Source organism: Kitasatospora sp. NPDC094028, from assembly GCF_049543595.1.
GTDB lineage: Bacteria > Actinomycetota > Actinomycetes > Streptomycetales > Streptomycetaceae > Kitasatospora.
This window is the reverse complement of the sequence record NZ_JBMVFA010000022.1, coordinates 48,308-65,006: the sequence shown is the minus strand read 5'-3', so window position 1 is coordinate 65,006 and position 16,699 is coordinate 48,308. Positions and strand designations below refer to the sequence as shown.

At 75.0% G+C, this 16,699-nt stretch carries 14 protein-coding genes and 1 pseudogene; 8 read left to right on the top strand and 7 right to left on the bottom strand.

The window, feature by feature from the left end:
- Positions 1-52: 52 nt before the first annotated feature.
- On the bottom strand, positions 53-316 hold the full coding sequence (locus ACPC54_RS27720) for a dsRBD fold-containing protein (RefSeq protein WP_498968609.1): 264 nt from the start codon (positions 314-316) through the stop codon (positions 53-55).
- A 256-nt stretch (positions 317-572) separates the two neighbouring features.
- Here ACPC54_RS27720 and ACPC54_RS27715 point away from each other — a divergent pair.
- A pseudogene (locus ACPC54_RS27715) lies at positions 573-1,412 on the top strand (DMT family transporter); the annotation flags it as partial.
- Between the two features lie 203 nt (positions 1,413-1,615).
- Positions 1,616-2,299, top strand: a complete 684-nt coding sequence (locus ACPC54_RS27710; RefSeq protein ID WP_498968607.1) for a DUF6629 family protein — start codon at positions 1,616-1,618, stop codon at positions 2,297-2,299.
- A 5-nt stretch (positions 2,300-2,304) separates the two neighbouring features.
- Here ACPC54_RS27710 and ACPC54_RS27705 read toward each other — a convergent pair whose 3' ends face one another.
- The 3 genes from ACPC54_RS27705 to ACPC54_RS27695 all read right to left on the bottom strand — a co-directional run bounded on the left by ACPC54_RS27705 (position 2,305) and on the right by ACPC54_RS27695 (position 5,352).
- Positions 2,305-3,750 (bottom strand): MFS transporter, encoded by a 1,446-nt coding sequence (locus tag ACPC54_RS27705; protein WP_498968606.1) that lies wholly within the window; start codon positions 3,748-3,750, stop codon positions 2,305-2,307.
- On the bottom strand, positions 3,747-4,388 hold the full coding sequence (locus tag ACPC54_RS27700; protein WP_498968604.1) for an ArsR/SmtB family transcription factor: 642 nt from the start codon (positions 4,386-4,388) through the stop codon (positions 3,747-3,749). Before ACPC54_RS27700 ends, ACPC54_RS27705 begins: the two co-directional genes overlap by 4 nt.
- Before the next feature lie 199 nt (positions 4,389-4,587).
- Positions 4,588-5,352, bottom strand: coding sequence for a sensor histidine kinase (locus ACPC54_RS27695; RefSeq protein ID WP_498968602.1), 765 nt, complete (start codon positions 5,350-5,352; stop codon positions 4,588-4,590).
- Positions 5,353-5,751: 399 nt separating this feature from the next.
- On the opposite strand from ACPC54_RS27695, the gene polX reads away from it, so the two are divergent.
- The gene (gene polX / locus ACPC54_RS27690) at positions 5,752-7,479 is read left to right on the top strand and encodes a DNA polymerase/3'-5' exonuclease PolX (RefSeq protein WP_498968601.1); all 1,728 of its coding nucleotides are present in this window, start codon (positions 5,752-5,754) and stop codon (positions 7,477-7,479) included.
- A 114-nt stretch (positions 7,480-7,593) separates the two neighbouring features.
- Here polX and ACPC54_RS27685 read toward each other — a convergent pair whose 3' ends face one another.
- Positions 7,594-8,565 carry a carbohydrate kinase family protein gene (locus tag ACPC54_RS27685; protein WP_498968599.1) on the bottom strand — a complete coding sequence of 324 codons (972 nt, stop codon included), beginning with the start codon at positions 8,563-8,565 and terminating at the stop codon, positions 7,594-7,596.
- 2 nt (positions 8,566-8,567) lie between these two features.
- A complete protein-coding gene (locus ACPC54_RS27680; protein ID WP_498968597.1) occupies positions 8,568-9,527 on the bottom strand; it encodes a pseudouridine-5'-phosphate glycosidase in 960 nt (319 codons plus the stop codon).
- 137 nt (positions 9,528-9,664) lie between these two features.
- On the opposite strand from ACPC54_RS27680, the gene ACPC54_RS27675 reads away from it, so the two are divergent.
- The 5 genes from ACPC54_RS27675 to ACPC54_RS27655 all read left to right on the top strand — a co-directional run bounded on the left by ACPC54_RS27675 (position 9,665) and on the right by ACPC54_RS27655 (position 15,501).
- Positions 9,665-10,579 carry a LysR family transcriptional regulator gene (locus ACPC54_RS27675; RefSeq protein WP_498968595.1) on the top strand — a complete coding sequence of 305 codons (915 nt, stop codon included), beginning with the start codon at positions 9,665-9,667 and terminating at the stop codon, positions 10,577-10,579.
- Between the two features lie 221 nt (positions 10,580-10,800).
- Positions 10,801-12,465: a peptide-N4-asparagine amidase gene (locus tag ACPC54_RS27670; protein ID WP_498968594.1), complete on the top strand. Its 1,665-nt coding sequence runs from the start codon at positions 10,801-10,803 to the stop codon at positions 12,463-12,465.
- 432 nt (positions 12,466-12,897) lie between these two features.
- Positions 12,898-14,562, top strand: a complete 1,665-nt coding sequence (locus tag ACPC54_RS27665) for a purple acid phosphatase family protein (protein ID WP_498968592.1) — start codon at positions 12,898-12,900, stop codon at positions 14,560-14,562.
- Between the two features lie 64 nt (positions 14,563-14,626).
- Positions 14,627-14,770 (top strand): hypothetical protein, encoded by a 144-nt coding sequence (locus tag ACPC54_RS27660; protein WP_498968591.1) that lies wholly within the window; start codon positions 14,627-14,629, stop codon positions 14,768-14,770.
- A complete protein-coding gene (locus ACPC54_RS27655) occupies positions 14,767-15,501 on the top strand; it encodes a (2Fe-2S)-binding protein (RefSeq protein ID WP_498968589.1) in 735 nt (244 codons plus the stop codon). The genes ACPC54_RS27660 and ACPC54_RS27655 overlap by 4 nt, the downstream gene beginning before the upstream one ends.
- A gap of 115 nt (positions 15,502-15,616) precedes the next feature.
- Here ACPC54_RS27655 and ACPC54_RS27650 read toward each other — a convergent pair whose 3' ends face one another.
- Positions 15,617-16,666, bottom strand: a complete 1,050-nt coding sequence (locus ACPC54_RS27650) for a hypothetical protein (protein ID WP_498968587.1) — start codon at positions 16,664-16,666, stop codon at positions 15,617-15,619.
- Between the last annotated feature and the right edge of the window lie 33 nt (positions 16,667-16,699).

Here is a 16,699-nt window from a genome sequence, read left to right as displayed (position 1 = left end):
GTCACCGGGAGGCCGTCGCAGGTGTCCGGCGCCCGAGCGGGCGCGCGTCCGTTCAGTAGATCAGGTAGCCCGGGCGGTGCCCTTCGTCGTCGATCTCCCCGGTCGCCTGGGCCCGCAGCTTGTGGGACAGCGCCTCCAGTGCGCGGGAGGCCGCGACCTCCTCGCCGATCCTCGCGAGCGGACGGTCGTCGGCGCTCTTCACGGACTCCCCGTGCGCGCTCAGGCCGGGCGCCCGCGCTCCGGTGAGTCGGGCGTCGCACGCCGTGTGCACGCCGTCCTCCTCGAAGCTCAGCTCCACTTCCCATTGGTTGTGCATGCCACACCTCCTGGTGCCGGCCCCCGTCGCGCCTCTCGGGGCCGGCACGGGCGGTGGCCCGTGGCGGCCGCTCACACCAGCGTGCGCCCGCCCCGCCGGTAGCGGCAAGCGCGGCCGCGTGGACGCGCGAACGCCCGTCCGCTCGGCCCGGCCGACGCCCCGGCGGTACGCTGACGGAGGCGCGCCGCGACCGCCGGCCGACCCCGGCGCGGACCCACGGGCGCGGCGCCGGCAGCGACAATCTGGCGGTCCCACCGTGGCGGTCTTCCTCCTCGCTCTCGGCGCGGCCTGCTGTCTGGGCCTCGGCTTCGTCCTCCAGCAGCACGCGGCGCAGCGGGCTCCGCGTGCCGACCTGCTGCGGTGGCGGCTGCTGCTCGACCTGATGCGGATGCCCGAGTGGCTGCTCGGCACCGGCTTCATGGTCAGCGGACTGATCCTCTCCGCGCTCGCCCTCAACAAGGGCGAGGTCTCCCTCGTCGAACCGCTGCTGACCACCAACCTGCTGTTCGCGATGGCGCTCTCCCGGGTGCTGACCAAGCAGAGCCTCGGCCGTTCCGGCTGGGCCGGCGTGCTGCTGCTCGGGCTCGGCGTGACGGCGTTCATCGTGGCCGGGCAGCCCACCGGGGGCGGGGCGCCCGCCGGGGAGCTGCGGCACTGGCTGGTGGTCGGCATCGTGGTCGGGCTGACCCTGCTGCTGGTCTCGCTCGCCCGCCGGCTGCCGCTGCTGGAGGAGGCCACCCTGCTGGCGCTCGCCGCCGGACTGCTCTACGGCCTTCAGGACGCCCTCACCCGCACCACCACCCAACGCCTGGACCACCAGGGGCTGGAGGCGGTGCTGCGCAGCTGGCAGCCGTACGCGGTGGTGGCGGCGGGCGTGGTCGGACTGCTGCTGGTGCAGAGCGCCTTCGAGGTGGCGCCGCTGCGGATGTCCCTGCCCGCGCTGACCGCCGCCCAGCCGCTCTCCGGGATCGCCTGCGCGGTGGGCTTCCTCGGCGACCGGCTGCGGGTCACGCCGGGCGCGCTGGCCTGGCAGTCGGCCGGGCTGCTGGCGATCGTGATCGGGGTGATCGTGATCGGCCGCCACCCCGCGATGCCGGGCACTGTCTACGAGACCCTGGAGAGCATCGGCGCACCACCCGAGCAGGGTGCGGACGCCACTGACGGCACGGACGAGGACGAGGACGAGGGCACGGACGAGGACGAGGGCACGGGCGAGAACGAGGGCACGGGTGGGGGCGGGGGCCCCGGCCGGCCCGGCGGCCCCAACCCTCCTCGGGACGGGGGAGGTTAGCCGGCCCGATGTGCTGGAGCGCGCAGGCGGACGCCGTGGCCGGCGGGGTGGTCGCGGGCCTCGGCGTGCTGTGCCTGGTCCGCGCCCGCCGGGCCGGTCGGCCCCAGCGGCTGCCGCTCGCCGCGCTCCCGCTCCTCCTGGGCGTGCACCAGCTGGTCGAGGCACTGGTCTGGCTCGGCGCGGACGGCGAGGCCCCCGGCGCCCTCGCCCAGGCGGCCCGGACGGCCTGGGCGGTGATCGCGCTGCCCCTGCTGCCCGTGCTGGTGCCCGCCGGGGTGTGGTGCGCGGCCACCGAACCCGGGCATCCGGCCGGTCCGGCCCGCCGCCGGGTGCTGGCCGCACTGGCCCTGCTCGGCGCGGTGGTCGCCGTTCCGCTAGCGGCGGCCGTCGCCGTCCACCCGGTGACCGCCACCGTGCACGGCCACACCCTCGGCTATGGCATCGGCGTCCCGCACCCGACCGTCCTGCTCGCCGGCTACCTCCTCGCCACCATCGGCTCCTTCCTGCTCAGCGGTGACCGCTCGCTCCGCCTCCTCGGCCTGCTCACCGGGGTCGGCGCCGCCGGGTGCGCCGTGCTCTGGCACCTCGCCTTCATCTCCACGTGGTGCGCCCTCGCGGCCGCCGCCAGCCTGCTGCTCCTCCGCTGGTCCGGGCTCGTGCCCGCCCCCCGGCCCGCACCCGAGGTCCGCTGACCCCGTCACGAGCCCACCCGAGCCGCCGCTGCCCCCGGGGCCGCCGAGACCCCTGCCACCTGCGCGCCGGCAGCGGCAGCCACAACCACGGGCTCGGACTCCGGTTCGGACTCGGGTTCGGACTGCGGCTCGGACTGCGGCTCGGCGATGGCCCCCGCGCCGCCGCGCTGCCCGTCCATCTCCCGCCACTCCCGCCGCAGCCCGGCCAGGGTGGTGGTGACGAAGTAGGCCACGCCGCTCGCGACCAGGGCGGGTATCAGCCCGGTCATGGCGACGAGCGCGCCGGCGACCAGCCCACCGAGCGGGATGCCCGCCCAGGCCAGCGAGTCGGTGAGGGCGTGCACCCGGCCCAGCAGGTGGCGGGGCACCCGCTCGAAGAGCACCGCGCCGAGGATCGGGTTGAGGAAGCCGGAGCCGAAGCCGCCGATCGCGAAGACCGTCAGCACCACTCCCATCGGCGCGCCCGAGGCGAGCACCAGGAAGCGCGGCGCTCCGGCCACCAGGAAGCCGAGGAGGAACACCGTCCGGCGGGGCATCCGGTGCGCCACGGCGGCCGCTATCAGGCTGCCGAGGACGGCGGCGACGCCCATGACGCTGCCGGTCAGGCCGATGGCGGCCGGGCCGTTGCCGGACTCCCGGGCCCAGACCGGCACGAGCACCGTCGCGAACCCGGCGTCGAGCAGGTTGGTGATGCCGACCATCACGATCACCGCGAGCAGCAGCGGCTCGGCCCGCAGGAAGCCGAAGCCCGCGCGGAGCATCGACCAGTAACCGCCCTGCTCGGCACCGGAGCCGTGCTCGCCCTCCCCGGGCGCCGCCGGAACGGCCGTGCGCCCCATGCCGCGCGGCAGGGCGAGGGCGATGATCAGCGACCCCAGCGCGAAGGTGGCCGCGTTCAGCGCCAGGCCGGACAGCGGGCCCACCAGCGCGACCAGGCCACCGCCGACCGCCGGGCCGATCGTGGAGGCCAGCCGCTCGGTGACACCGCACAGTCCGGTGGCCCGTTCGAGCGGGACCCGGGCGTGGTCGGCGGCCTCCGGGACCATGACGGACTTCGCCAAGTCCCCCGGGCCGCGCATCGCCCCGATCACCGCGACCATCGCCAGCAGCAGCCAGAACGGCAGCAGCCCCTGGGCGTGCAGCAGCGGGACCAGCCCCGCCGCGACGGCGCTCACCGCATCCGTCGTCCAGGACACCACGCGCGGCCCGAGGCGGTCGACCAGCGGCCCGGTTAACGCCTTGACCAGCACGTACGGCGCCATCTCCGCGAAGGCGACCAGGCCGGTCATGGTGGCACTGCCGGTGGTGGCGAGGACGAACCAGGGCAGGGCGATCGCCGAGACCCGCGTCCCGGTCAGGGAGACGGCCGTGGCGGCCAGCACGCCGACCAGCGGCCGGAGGCTCCGCACCGGCCGGTCGGCGGGCACTGCGGTGGTGGTGGCGGCGGTCATCGTTCCCCCTCGGTGTCGGTGTCGTTCTCAGTGGCCTGGTCGGCTTCGACGGTCGGATCGGGCAGGACGTGCACGATGACGGAAACCTGCTCCGCGCCCGCCGGAACCGGGCCCTCCGCCCCCTCCCGGCGGTATCGCTTGATCACCGAGGACAGCTCCGCCCCCAGCTGCTCCGCCTCCGCCGGGGTGAGGCGCAGCACCAGGTCGCTGAAGTCCACGGCCTTGCGCCACTCGCGGGGCATGGTCTCGAAGGCGTCGAGCGTGCGCTGGCCGGTCAGGGTGTGCGCGGCCAGCACGGAGCGCAGGAAGCCGACAGCCGTCTCGATCTCCTCGTCCGCCAGGTCGTCGCCCGTCCAGACGGTGAGCGTGCGGACCGAACGCCACCAGCGCTCGCGGGCGTTGCCCCGCTCCGCGTCCTCCTCCACGAAGCCCGCGGCGGCGAGCTGGCGCAGGTGGTAGCTGGTGGCTCCGGAGTTGAGCCCCAGCTGCTCGGCGAGCCTGGTCGCGGTGGACGGCCCGTGCTTGCGCAGCAGGCCGACCAGCTGCATGCGCACCGGGTGCGCCATCGCCTTCATGCCCTTGGCGGTCAGGACGGTGTGCGGATCGTCGCTGTGCTTCCAACCCTGGTCTTCGGTCATGGCATGAGCGTAGGACCGCACAGGATTCTTTGCAAAGGGTTTTTTGCGAAGAATCCTGTGCGGTCGGCACGACCGGAGAACAAGGCCGGAGAACGAGGCCGGGGGACAAGACCGGAGAACGCGGCCGGGGAACCCGGGCTGAGCGCCGGAGCGCGGAGGGAGGACCCGGGCGGGACAGCAGCACCGCCCGGGCCCGGCGTCACTCCTGCGCGACGGCCAGCAGCAGCACCACCGTCAGCCCGCCGCCCGGCGTGGGCTCGACGGCGATCCACCCGCCGGCCGCCAGCACCAGGTTGTGCAGCGCCGGCCCCACCGGCCCGCCCGGCCGCACCCGCGCGAGCAGCCACTCGCGCGCCTCGGGCGGCTCGTACCAGCCCCGGTCCGAGATCCGGACCTCCACCCGGCCCCGGTCCCACGCCGCCGTGCCGGAGCCCGGCCCGCCCACCGCGTCGGCCCGGACGGAGACCCGGGCGCCCAGCGGGCTGCGCCGGAGCGCGTGATCGACCAGCCCGGCGATCGCGGCCTCCAGCCGCCGGGCGTCCCCGGCCACCACCGGCAGCCCGGGCGCCACCCGCACCGACACGTTCGCCGCCCGGCCGCCGCCGCGCACCACCCGGCGCAGCACGTCGGCCACCTGAACGTGCCGGGACAGCGGCCCGCACCCGGCCTGCCGAGCGGTCCAGCGCAGCCGCTCCAGTTCCGGCCGGGACAGCGCCCGCGGCCCGGCCACCGCCCCCGGCCGCACCAGCCCGAGGCCCTCGACCGCCACCGCGCCGTCGTCCGGCTCGCCCGCCCGACCGACGCCGGCGCCACCCGTGCCGCCGCGCGCGCCGCCGATCCCGCCGATCCCGCCGATCCCGCCGCCGAGCGCGCCGAGTACCCGGGCCCCCGACGCCACGTAGCCCCAGAGCTTCCCGCGTGCCATCGCCTTGCCCTGCCCCTCGTGCTCACCACCGGCCGTCACCCGGCCGTCTCACCCGACCGTCGCGCCTGGCCGTCTCGCCCAGCCGTCTCGCCCGACCGTCTGACCCGACCGCGGCCCGCCGTGACCGACCGCGCCGCGCCGCCGTTCCGGCCCTCCCGCCAGCCTGCGCCTCCGCCGCCCGGGTGACAATCCGGCTCCCGGGCGGCGTCTGCGCGCCACCCCCGCCGGGCGGCCGGTCGCACACCCCCCGACCGGCGGGTACCCGGCCGCCGCCGGGCCCGCTCGCAGGCGAAACACGAGCAGCCCGGGGCCACGGTCCGGGCGCCGCGGCGGGAGCCCGGCCGCACCGCGGGCCGGGGGCCGCACACCCCCCGACCGCCCCCCGCCCGCTCCCCGGCCCGCAGGCGGAAGCCCCGGGCCCGCCCCTAAGCTGACCTCATGCCCCGGCTCAACGACCAGGTCAGGGAGCTACTCCAGGAGTACGCCGACCTGATCAACATCACCGGTGGGGACGCCTTCCGGGCCCGCGCCTACGAGAAGGCGGCCCGGGCGGTCGGCGAGTACCCGGAGGACGTCGCGGGCCTCGACGCCAAGGGCCTCCAACAGATCCCCGGCGTCGGGAAGTCCACCGCCGAGAAGGTCGCCGGGTTCCTCGCCACCGGCCGGATCCCCGCGCTGGAGGAGCTGCGCGCGAAGATCCCGTCCGGCGTGCGGGAGATGACGGCCGTCCCCGGCGTCGGCCCGAAGCGCGCGCTCGTCCTGCACCGGGACCTGGGGATCGCCTCCGTCGACGAGCTCGCCGAGGCGATCCGCGCCGACAAGCTGTCCGGCGTGGCCGGCTTCGGCGAGCGCAGCGGCGAGAAGATCCTGCACGGCATCGAGCTGCTGCGGCAGTCCGGCGGCCGGACGCTGCTGGACGCCGCGACCGAGCTGGCCGAGCAGCTGGTCGCCGCGCTGTCGGCCGTGCCGGGCTGCACCCGGTGCGCGTACGCGGGGTCGCTGCGCCGGATGCGCGAGACGGTCGGCGACGTGGACGTGCTGGCGACCGCCGAGGACTCCGCACCGCTGATGGCCGCGCTCACCGAACTCCCGTACGTGGCCGAGGTGATCGGGAGCGGCCCGACGAAGACGTCGATCCGCACCGACCAGGGCGTGCAGGTGGACCTGCGGGTGGTGCCCGAGGAGGACTGGGGCGCGGCGCTGGTCTACTTCACCGGCTCGAAGGCGCACAACATCAAGCTGCGCACGATGGCCGTGCGGGCCGGGCTGAAGCTGTCCGAGTACGGGCTGTTCGAGGTGGACGGCGGCGCCAAGGTGGTGTCGGCGACCGAGGACGAGGTGTACGCGGCGCTCGGCCTGCCGTGGATCCCGCCGCCGCTGCGCGAGGACCGGGGCGAGATCGAGGCCGCGCTGAACGGCGAACTCCCGGTGCTGGTCCAGGAGTCGGACCTGCGCGGTGACCTGCACACGCACACCGACCTGACCGACGGCCTGGCCACCCTCGCCGAGATGGTCGACACCGCCGCCGCCCGCGGCTACTCCTACTACGCCGTCACGGACCACGCACCGGACCTGGTGATGCAGCGGATGACCGACGCGAAGATGCTCACCCAGCGCGAGCAGCTGCGCGAACTGGCCGGCCGGCACAAGAAGTTGCGCCTGCTGCACGGCACCGAGCTGAACATCGGCCCGGACGGCGGCGTGGACTGGCCGGCCGAGTTCCTGGCCGGCTTCGACGTCTGCGTGGCCTCGGTGCACTCGCACTTCACCCTCGACCGCGCCGCGCAGACCCGCCGGCTGATCCGCGCCTGCGAGAACCCGTACGTGCACGTCATCGGCCACCTCACCACCCGCCGGCTCGGCAGGCGCGGGCCGATCGACGTCGATCTGGACGCGGTGTTCGCGGCCGCGGCCCGCACCGGCACCGCGATCGAGGTCAACAGCTCGCCGCAGCGGCTCGACCTGCGCGACGAGGACGTCCTGCGGGCCAAGCGGCACGGCGTCCGCTTCGCGATCGACAGCGACGCCCACGCCACCGGCCAACTCGCCTACCCGCGCTTCGGGATCGGCACGGCGCAGCGCGGCTGGCTGACCACCGAGGACGTGGTCAACACCTGGACGTGGCAGAAGCTGAAGCACTTCCTGCGCAAGGACGCCCTGCGCTGACCCCCGGAGGGCACCCCGGGGCACCGGCGCCGGTGGGCGGCCGCGGGGAGAGGGGCCGCCCACCGGGTGGTCACCCACCACACCCCTCTCAACGCGCGGCCGCCCGCCGCGCGTTCACCCGACCGACGCCCCCGGCGAGGCCAGCACCCGGGCCGCACTGCGGTGCCCGAGCTCGACCGCCGCCCGCAGGAGGACCGCGCCCGCCGGACCCCTCGCCGGAGCACCCGCCGAGCCCCTCGGCGAAGCAGCCTCCGAAGCAGCCTCGGAAGCACTCTCCGCACCGCCCGCCGACCCGCCCGCCAGGAACCCCGCCAGGAACCCGGCCGCGAACGCGTCCCCGGCCCCCGTGAGGTCGCGCACCTCGGCCACCGGCGGCACCGGCACGGTGAACGGCGCCGCGCCGGGCACGTCCACCGTGGTCGCCTCCGCGCCCGCCTTGGTGACCACCGTGGTGGCCGGGATCCGGTCCCGTTCGGGGCCCGGCCGGCCGTCCACCAGCAGTCCGAGGTACCCGGCCTCGGAGCGGTTGGCGAACACGAAGGTCGGCGCCAACTCGCCCAGCAGGTCGAGGAACCGCTGCCGCCCGTACTGTTCCAGCATGCCGGTGGAGGAGGCGTCCACCGAGGTGGTGCCACCGGCCCGGCGGACCCGGGCGAGCGCGTCGAGCGCGGTGGCGCCGATCGGCTCGCCGTCGAAGGAGTAGGCGGGCACGTGCAGGTGGGCGAGGCCGGCCAGCCAGTCGTCCGGGACGCGCTCCAGGAGCTTGGCGGCTGCCCGGTCGGGCAGCATGGTGCGTTCGCCGTCCTGGTCGATCAGCACCACGATGCTGCCGGTGCGGCCGCGCCGCTGGACCCGTACGTCGACGCCGTGGCCCCGGAGTTCGGCGACGACGGCGTCCCCGGCGGCGTCCGGCCCGACGCAGCCGAGGAAGCGCGCGGGGTGGGCCCCGGCGGCGAAGCAGGCGACGTTGGCGGCGCTGCCGCCGCGGCGGCGGAAGACCTGGGCGCAGGAGTCGGTGCCGTGCCGCAGCGGGCCGTCGACCCAGACCACGACGTCCTCGACGAGGTCACCGAGCACCCCGAGCACGGTCAGGACCCTGAACCGGCGGCGGCCAGGGCGGTGGCGATCTCGCCGCCCAGGCGGACGTTGCCCCGGTAGACCTCGACGTTGACCTCCAGGCTGCGGCCGCCGGTGTCGCGCTGGATGAAGTCGAGCAGGAAGGGGGTGGAGGCGTTGCCGGTGACGGCCTGGCGCTCGGCCTCGGCCCAGGCGCGGCCCAGGATGTCCTCCAGTTCCTCCGGCGGCAGCTGCTTGGCCGGGTCGACCGGGTTGGCGATCAGGACGGCCTGCGGCAGTCCGAGCCGGTCGCGGGCGTCGATGACCTTGGCGGCCTCCGCCGGCGAGTCGACGGCGAAGTTGATCTCGTGGCCGGAGTCGGTGACGTAGAAGCCGGGGTACTTGCGGGTGCGGTAGCCGATGACCGGGATGTTGTAGGTCTCGAAGCGCTCCAGGGTCGCCCGGATGTCGAGGATCGACTTCACGCCGGCGCTGATCACGGTGACGGGCGTGGCGGCCAGCACGGTCATGTCGGCGGACTCGTCGAAGCTCTCGGAGGCGCCGAAGTGCACGCCGCCGAGGCCGCCGGTGGAGAACACCCGGATGCCCGCCCGGTGGGCGAGGAAGGCGGTGGCGGCGACGGTGGTGCCGCCGTGCCGGCCGAACGCGGCGACCACCGGCAGGTCGCGCAGGCTGACCTTGTCCAGGCCGTCCGCGGCGGACAGTTCGGTGATCTGCTCGGTGGTCAGGCCGACGGTGGGCACGCCCGTGTGCACGCCGATGGTCGCCGGGACGACGCCGGCGTCCCGCAGCTGCCGTTCCGCCTCCAGCGCGACGGCCAGGTTGCGCGGCCGCGGCAGGCCGTGGGTGAAGATCGTCGACTCCAGGGCGACCACGGGCCGGCCCTCGGCGACGGCCCGCGCGACCTCCTCGGAGATGCGAACGGCCGGTTCGGGGGCGGCGGCGGACGGGTTGTCGGGCAGTGCGCTCATGATGCGTGCTCTCTCTGGGATGCCACGGCGGCGGGGCAACGTGGGCTTCAGCGTAGGGACGGTTCGTATCGGGATCCAGAATCAGTAACGGGGCTTCCGATAGGCATTCCCCTATCGGTCTGGCCTACGCTCGGGGCATGGCATTCACCTTGCGCCAGCTCCAGGTCTTCCTGACCGTCGCCGAGACGCTGCACTTCGGCCGGGCCGCCGAGCGGCTGCACATCTCCCAGCCCACGGTCAGTCAGGAGGTCGCCCGGCTGGAGCGGACGGTCGGCGTCGAGCTGTTCGACCGCAGCCGCCGCTCGGTCGCCCTGACCGAGGCGGGCGAGGTGATGGCCGCCGAGAGCGCCCGGCTGCTCGGGCAGGCCGAAGCACTGCTGGCCCGGGTCCGGCTGCACGAGGAGTCCCGGCTGGGGACGGCCCGGATCGTCGCCTCGCCGAGCGTGGTGAACCGGCTGCTGCCCGCCGTGGTCAGCCGGGCCGAGCAGGAGCTGCCCGGCCTCGACACCGCCGAACTCGCCGTCGACACCGGGCAGGTCACCGCCACCCTGGCCGCCGAGCTGGCCGACATCGGCCTCGGCCGCTTCCTCGCCGAGGCGGACGGCTACCGGCTGGAACGGATCGCCGACGAGCCGGTGCTGGTCGCCCTCGGCCGGGACCACCCGCTGGCCGGCCGGGAAAGCCTGCGGCTGGCCGAACTCCGGGACCTGCCACTGCTGTTGTGGCCGCGCGAGCAGCACCCGCGCTACTACGACCACATGCTCGGCCTGTGCGCGGAGCACGGCGTCGACCCGCCGGTGCTGGTCAGCCCGCCGCGGATCGTCGGCTCCCGGCTCTACCTGCTCGCGCGCAACCGCGCGTTCTCGCTGGTGCCCGGCTCGATGACCGGCCACCTCACCGACGCCGTGGCCACCGTACGACTGGAGGGCCGGGCCGTCCTGCCCCTGGAAATGCAGTGGCGGCTGGACGACGGCCGGCCCCGGCTGGCCGCGCTGCGCGACCTGATCCGGCAGGAGGCGGCGGCCCTGGAACACCGTTGGCAGCGCCCGTAGCCGCTCACCCGCCGAAGCCCGCGGCCACGTGGCCGCCCACCCCTGGACGCTGGCGCCAACTCCCGCGCCAACGCCCGCGCCAACACCTGCGCCAACACCTGCGCCAACGCCCATACCACGGCCGACCCTTGACGCTGACATGCCGTCACCGGAAGGATGCGCGGACCACCCACCCGGCCCGAGGCAGCGCCCCGGGCCACCCGACCCGGGGGGACCCGACCTTGGCCGTCCGCCAACTCCTCCACCGCGCCGCCCGGTTGCTCGGCGCCGCCGCCCTGGTGCTCGCCGGCAGCCTCACCGCCGCCGGCCCCGCCCACGCCGACTTCGGCACCGACTACCACGACCCGGTCACCGCCACCCGACCGCTCACCCGCCCCGACACCCGCTCCTGCACCGTCGAGGTGATGCACGAGCGGCAGTTCCGCAACGGGTACGGCAACCCGCCGGACACCCCGTACACCACCACCCTCACCCCGCCCGCCGACTGCGCCGGGCCGTGGTCCGCCGTCGTGCTCGACCTCCACGGGCAGGTCGCCGGGCGGCAGTTCGACCGGATGTTCGGCGTCCGGGTCGGCGGCGTGCAGGTCATGCTCTCCTCCACCCCGGAGCCGTCCAAGGACGGCATCGAGTGGCGACTGGAGCACGACCTCACCCGCTACGCGCCGCTGTTCGCGGCCGGCCCGCAGCCGTTCTCCTTCGACCTCGCCAACGTCACCGACAGCACCTACACCGGCGTCTTCACGATCAGCGCGAGCCTCACCTTCTACACCGCGGACGGCCGCTGGCCCGCCGCCCGCTCCGCCGACCGGCTGCTCACCACCGGGCCGTTCGCGCTCAGCCAGGCCACCCCGTCGACGAGCACCGCGCTCACCTTCCCGCAGAACCTCGAACGCCTCACCGCCGAGGTGTACGCCCGGGGCGGCGGCGCCTGCGAGGAGTTCGCCTACGCCTCCGCGCCGGACGCCTTCGTCACCGCGAACCCGGGCGCCGGCCTGTGCGGCAAGGGCCCGTTCCGCGAGCTGCGGCTCAGCGTGGACGGCCGGATCGCGGGCGCCGTCTGGCCGTACCCGGTGATCTACACCGGCGGCTGGGACCCGCTGCTGTGGCGGCCCGTCCCCGGCGTCTTCGCCTTCGACCTGCCCGCCTACCGGCTCGACCTCACCCCGTACGTCGGCCTGCTGCTCGACGGGCGCCCGCACACCCTCGGGATCGCCGTGAACGCCAGCGAGGCGCAGAGCAACGACCTGTGGACCGGCCAGGTCAACCTGTTCGCCGAGACCGACCACGGCACCGACCGCACCACCGGCGCGCTCACCGACCACCGGGTCGCCCCGGAGGCCGCCGTCACCACTCAGCTCGCCGACCACGGCGGCGGCAGCGGCGACTGGACGGTCACCGCCGCCCGGCACGACCTGGCCCGCGGCTGGGTGCAGACCTCGCACGGCCGGGTCACCACCGAGGTCCGCGACGACCTCGCGTTCAGCTCCGCCCAGCAGCTGCGCGACAGCGGCAACGACATCACCCTGCACAACCTCGCCGACCTCACCCGCAGCACCAGCACCTGGGGCGGCGGCCCGCACCGCACCACCACCGTGCACGAGGGCGAACCGCTGGACGTCACCTACCTGGTGACCCACGACGCGGCCGGGAACACCGACCAGCGCACCGCGATGGACCTCGGCTACCACCGCGAGGCCACCACCGCGACCGGCAACCACGTCACCGAGCGCGCCACCGTCGACCACACCCTGCGGCCCACCGCCCAGCGCCACGACGGGGACCGTACCGTCCGCACCGGCAGCAGCACGGAGGACTACCGCAGCGACGGGCCCGAGGGGCCGTACCACCGGACGCTGAGCTTCGTGGACGGCTGGCCGAAGCCGTAGCGCCCCCGCGGGAAGCCGCGCGCCAGGGGCAAAATTTAGTCCGAATTGTGATGCTTTGCCCCTGGTGCGCGCGGCCCCGGAAGCGCATGATGGGAAATGGACCTGTGAGGTAGCTGAAGGAGTTCGACCGCAGGAGGCAGTGGCGACAGATCGAGACGGATCAGGGTCTGCCGCTGGCGACTACCTCGGTCGACGATCGAACTACCGGCTGGAGGGCGCGACGCCCGGAAGCCACCCCAACCTCACAGGTTCCGCGCGTCCACGAAGCATCCCCTCGGCTCCGTGGACGCGCTCGCGTCCGCCGCGAGCACGCGGCGCAGGCGCGCAGCAGAAGCGCACAGCGTAGGCGCGCGGCGCAAGCACACGGCCCGGGCACACTGTTCACACCCCGGCCCCGGCGCGGTTCACCCTCACCCGGTGAGGCTGGCCGCCATGAACGCTTCCACTCGACGTCCCCCCGTCAGCCGTCGCGAACTGCTCGCCGGTGCCACCGGCCTCGGCCTCGGCGGCGCCGTCTCCCTCTCCGGGCTCACCGCCACCCCCGCCGCCGCCTCCCCGCTGCTCTGGGAGCGCCCCGACCGCTCCGGCGCGCCGCGCGTCTCCGGGCTGCACCTGCAGTTCGGCTCGGACGCCTCGCGCGAGGTCGTGGTCTCCTGGCACACCACCGCCTCCGTCGACAACCCCCGGGTGATGTACGGGACTTCGAACGGCGGATTCGGCCGGTCGGAGCAGGCGGCGACCCGCACCTACCGGGACGCCGCCTCCGGCACCGAGGTCCAGGTGCACCACGCCCGGCTCACCGGCCTGCACCCGGACACCGACTACGTCTACGCCGCCGTCCACGACGGCGCCACCCCCGAGCTGGGCACCGTCCGCACCGCCCCGCGCGGCCGGGCCGCCTTCACCTTCACCAGCTTCGGCGACCAGGGCACCCCGACCCTCGGCAGGAAGACCGCGAACGGCTGGGCCAACGACAACCTCGGCAGCCCCGCCGCCGGGGACACCACCGCCGGCGTCGAGCGCGTCGCCCCGCTGTTCCACCTGGTCAACGGCGACCTCTGCTACGCCAACCTCGCCACCGACCGGGTCCGCACCTGGTCCGACTGGTTCGAGAACAACAGCCGCTCCGCCCGCCACCGCCCCTGGATGCCGGCGGCCGGAAACCACGAGAACGAGAAGGGCAACGGCCCGATCGGCTACGGCGCCTACCAGGCCTACTTCGAGCTCCCGGACGCCGGCGCGGACGACGGGCTGCACGGCATGTGGTACGCGTTCACCGCCGGCTCGGTGCGCGTCATCAGCCTCAACAACGACGACGTCGCCTACCAGGACGCCGGCAACTCCTACGTGCACGGCTACTCCGGCGGTGCCCAGCAGCGCTGGCTGGAGCGGGAGTTGATCGCCGCCAACGCCGACCCCGGGATCGACTGGATCGTGGTCTGCATGCACCAGGTGGTGATCTCCACCGCCGACAAGTTCAACGGCGCCGACCTCGGGATCCGCGAGACCTGGGTGCCGCTGTTCGACCGGTACGGCGTCGACCTGGTGGTCTGCGGCCACGAGCACCACTACGAGCGCTCGCACCCGATCCGTGGCCAGCAGCCCACCGACACCCGCACGCCGATCCCGGCCGCCACCGGCACCGAGACCGTCGACACCACCCAGGGCACCGTCCACATGGTGATCGGCGGCGGCGGCACCTCGGCCCCGTCCAACCAGCTGTTCTTCAGCCCCGCCAAGGCCCGGGTGATCACCGGCGTCGGCGCCGTCGACCCGGCCACCGGCAAGCGCCCGCCGGTGTACGTGATCGAGGACGCCCCCTGGTCCGCCTTCCGCGACGCCGACAACCCGTACGGCTTCGCCGCGTTCGAGGTCGACCCGGGCGAGCGCGGCGGCGACACCACGATCGCCGTCACCTACTACGCGGTGAGCGGCCCGTTCGGCGACCTCGTCCCGGTCGACCGGTTCACCCTCACCCGCCCGCGCGGCGCACGCGGCGGCGACGGGCGCGGCGGCGACCGGGACGGCGGACAGGATGGCGGGCAGAGCGGCGGACGGGGCCACGGACACGGCCGCGGGCAGGACGACCAGGGCTGATCCACCGGCGGCGGGGCATCGGGCACGGTAGCGTTCATCCGCCCGACGCTCCACCGGAGGCCCGATGACCGCACCGCACCGTACCCCGTCCGACCACCGCACCCGGCCCGACCGCCGCGCCGGGGAGAACCACCACGCAGACGGCAACCGCCTCGCCGGGGAGAACCGCCGCGCAGACGGCAACCGCCGCGCCGGGGAGGGCCGTTGAGCAGCGACCGGCCGACCGACTACGGCCGGCTCGCCGCCATCGGCCCGTACTTCGCCCTGGACACCTCACCGGGCGGGCCGCCGCCGGGCTTCCGGCCGCTGCCCGAGCTGTTCGGCACCGGCCCGGACGCGCCGCTGGCCGCCCGCGTCCGGGTGGTGGCGCAGCGCCTGGGCACCGCCGAGCCCCGGGTCGCGGCGTCGATCCTGCACCTCGGACTGGCGGCCCGGTTCTGGTCGGTGGGGCTCGGGGCGGCCGCGCTGCTGGGGGTGGTGCCGACGCTGGAGCACGCCTGGGTGCGGATGCCCGACCAGGGCCCGATCGACCTCTGGACACCGCCGGAGGCCGAGCCGGCCGCCGCCGGCGAGGACGAGTCACTCGCCGACCGGCTCCACCGGGCCGTCCTGATCGGGCAGTTGGCGCCGCTGGCGGCAGCCGTCCGGGCGGCGACCCCGCTGTCGGCGCGACTGCTGGACGGCAACGCCGCCTCCGCGCTGGCCGGTTCGCTGCGGATGCTGGAGGCGCACGCCCCGGGCCCGGCGCGGGAGCTGGCCGCCGAGCTGCTGTCCCGCCCGCCGCTGGCCGGCGCCGGCGTGCTGCGCATACTGCCGGGCGGCGGGGCGGTGTTCCGGCGCCGCAGCTGCTGCCTGTACTACCGGGTGGGGCCGGACGCCGGGGTCTGCGGGGACTGCTGCTTCACCCGGCCGCCCACGCCGGTGCGGCGCAGCGCCTGAAACACGCGGGCCCGCGTCCGGCTTGTCCAGAGCCGGGCGCGGGCCGCCCATCCCCCACCCGGCGCCGATGCCCTGGCGCCGGGTGAAGCCTTCCGTGGTGCGCGGTCGGGTCGGATCAGACCCCGACCGCCTCCTCCATCTCCTCCTCCTCGGCGGCGGTCTCCACCGGGCGGCGTCCGCGCCGCTCGTACAGCGCCGCGGCCACCACCATGGCGCCGCCCAGCAGCAGCCAGACCGCCAGGGTGGCCACGTGCCCGCCGAGGCCGGCTCCGCCGTCGAAGTACAGGATGCTGCGCGCGCCCTCCTGGAAGCCGGCGCCGGTCCAGAAGCCGTGCAGGGCGCCGAAGAACCCGTTCTGCAGCTCGGGCCGGTAGATGCCGCCGGAGGAGGTGAAGTTCAGCATCACGAACAGCACCATCAGGGCGAGCGTGGTCCACCGCTTCAGGAAGCTGTGCAGGCCGATGCCGATCAGCACGATGCCCGCCGAGTAGAGCCAGCCGAGCGCCCAGACGGCGGCGTAGGCGTGGTCGACGACGTGGAAGACCGGCCCGGCGGTGACGATCCCGATCACGCTGACCACCAGCGACACCGCCACGCCCACCAGCACGCGGATCCGCATGGCCAGCGCCGCACCGGCGGCGCCGATCACCGCGACGCTGGCGTACGACCCGATGCTCAGCGCGACCAGCAGGAAGAACAGGCCCTGGCCGGTCGGGTCCCCCTCGGCGAGCGGGGTCAGGTTCGTGACGTGCAGCGGCACGCCCTGGTGGTCCGTGACCGTGGTGAACACCGCGGTGGCGGCCACCACCGAGGTGTCCGAGTTGCCCTTGGCGACGATCAGCTCCGGGCTTCTGGCGTCCGGCACGAAGGCGCCGACCAGGCCGCGGTCGCGCAGCTGCTGTTCGGCGGCGGAGCGGTCCGGCACGGTCCGGACGTCGAGCGCGTCGCCCGCCTTGGCGCGGATCGCCTGCGCGAGACCGTCCGCCTGCGGGGTGGCGCCGACCACGGCGACCTTCAGGTGGTTCGGCTCGGGCTGGTGGAAGGCGCCCTGATAGGCGAGCGCCATGCCGAGGCACATCAGCAGCGGGGTGATCAGGTGGACGGCGAGGTGCTTGAGCGAGTGCCCCAGGGTGGGCGCTGCGGCGGGGTTCCGGGGTGTGCTCATGGCGGTCGTACCGTCCTCCGGTGTTCTCTCGAT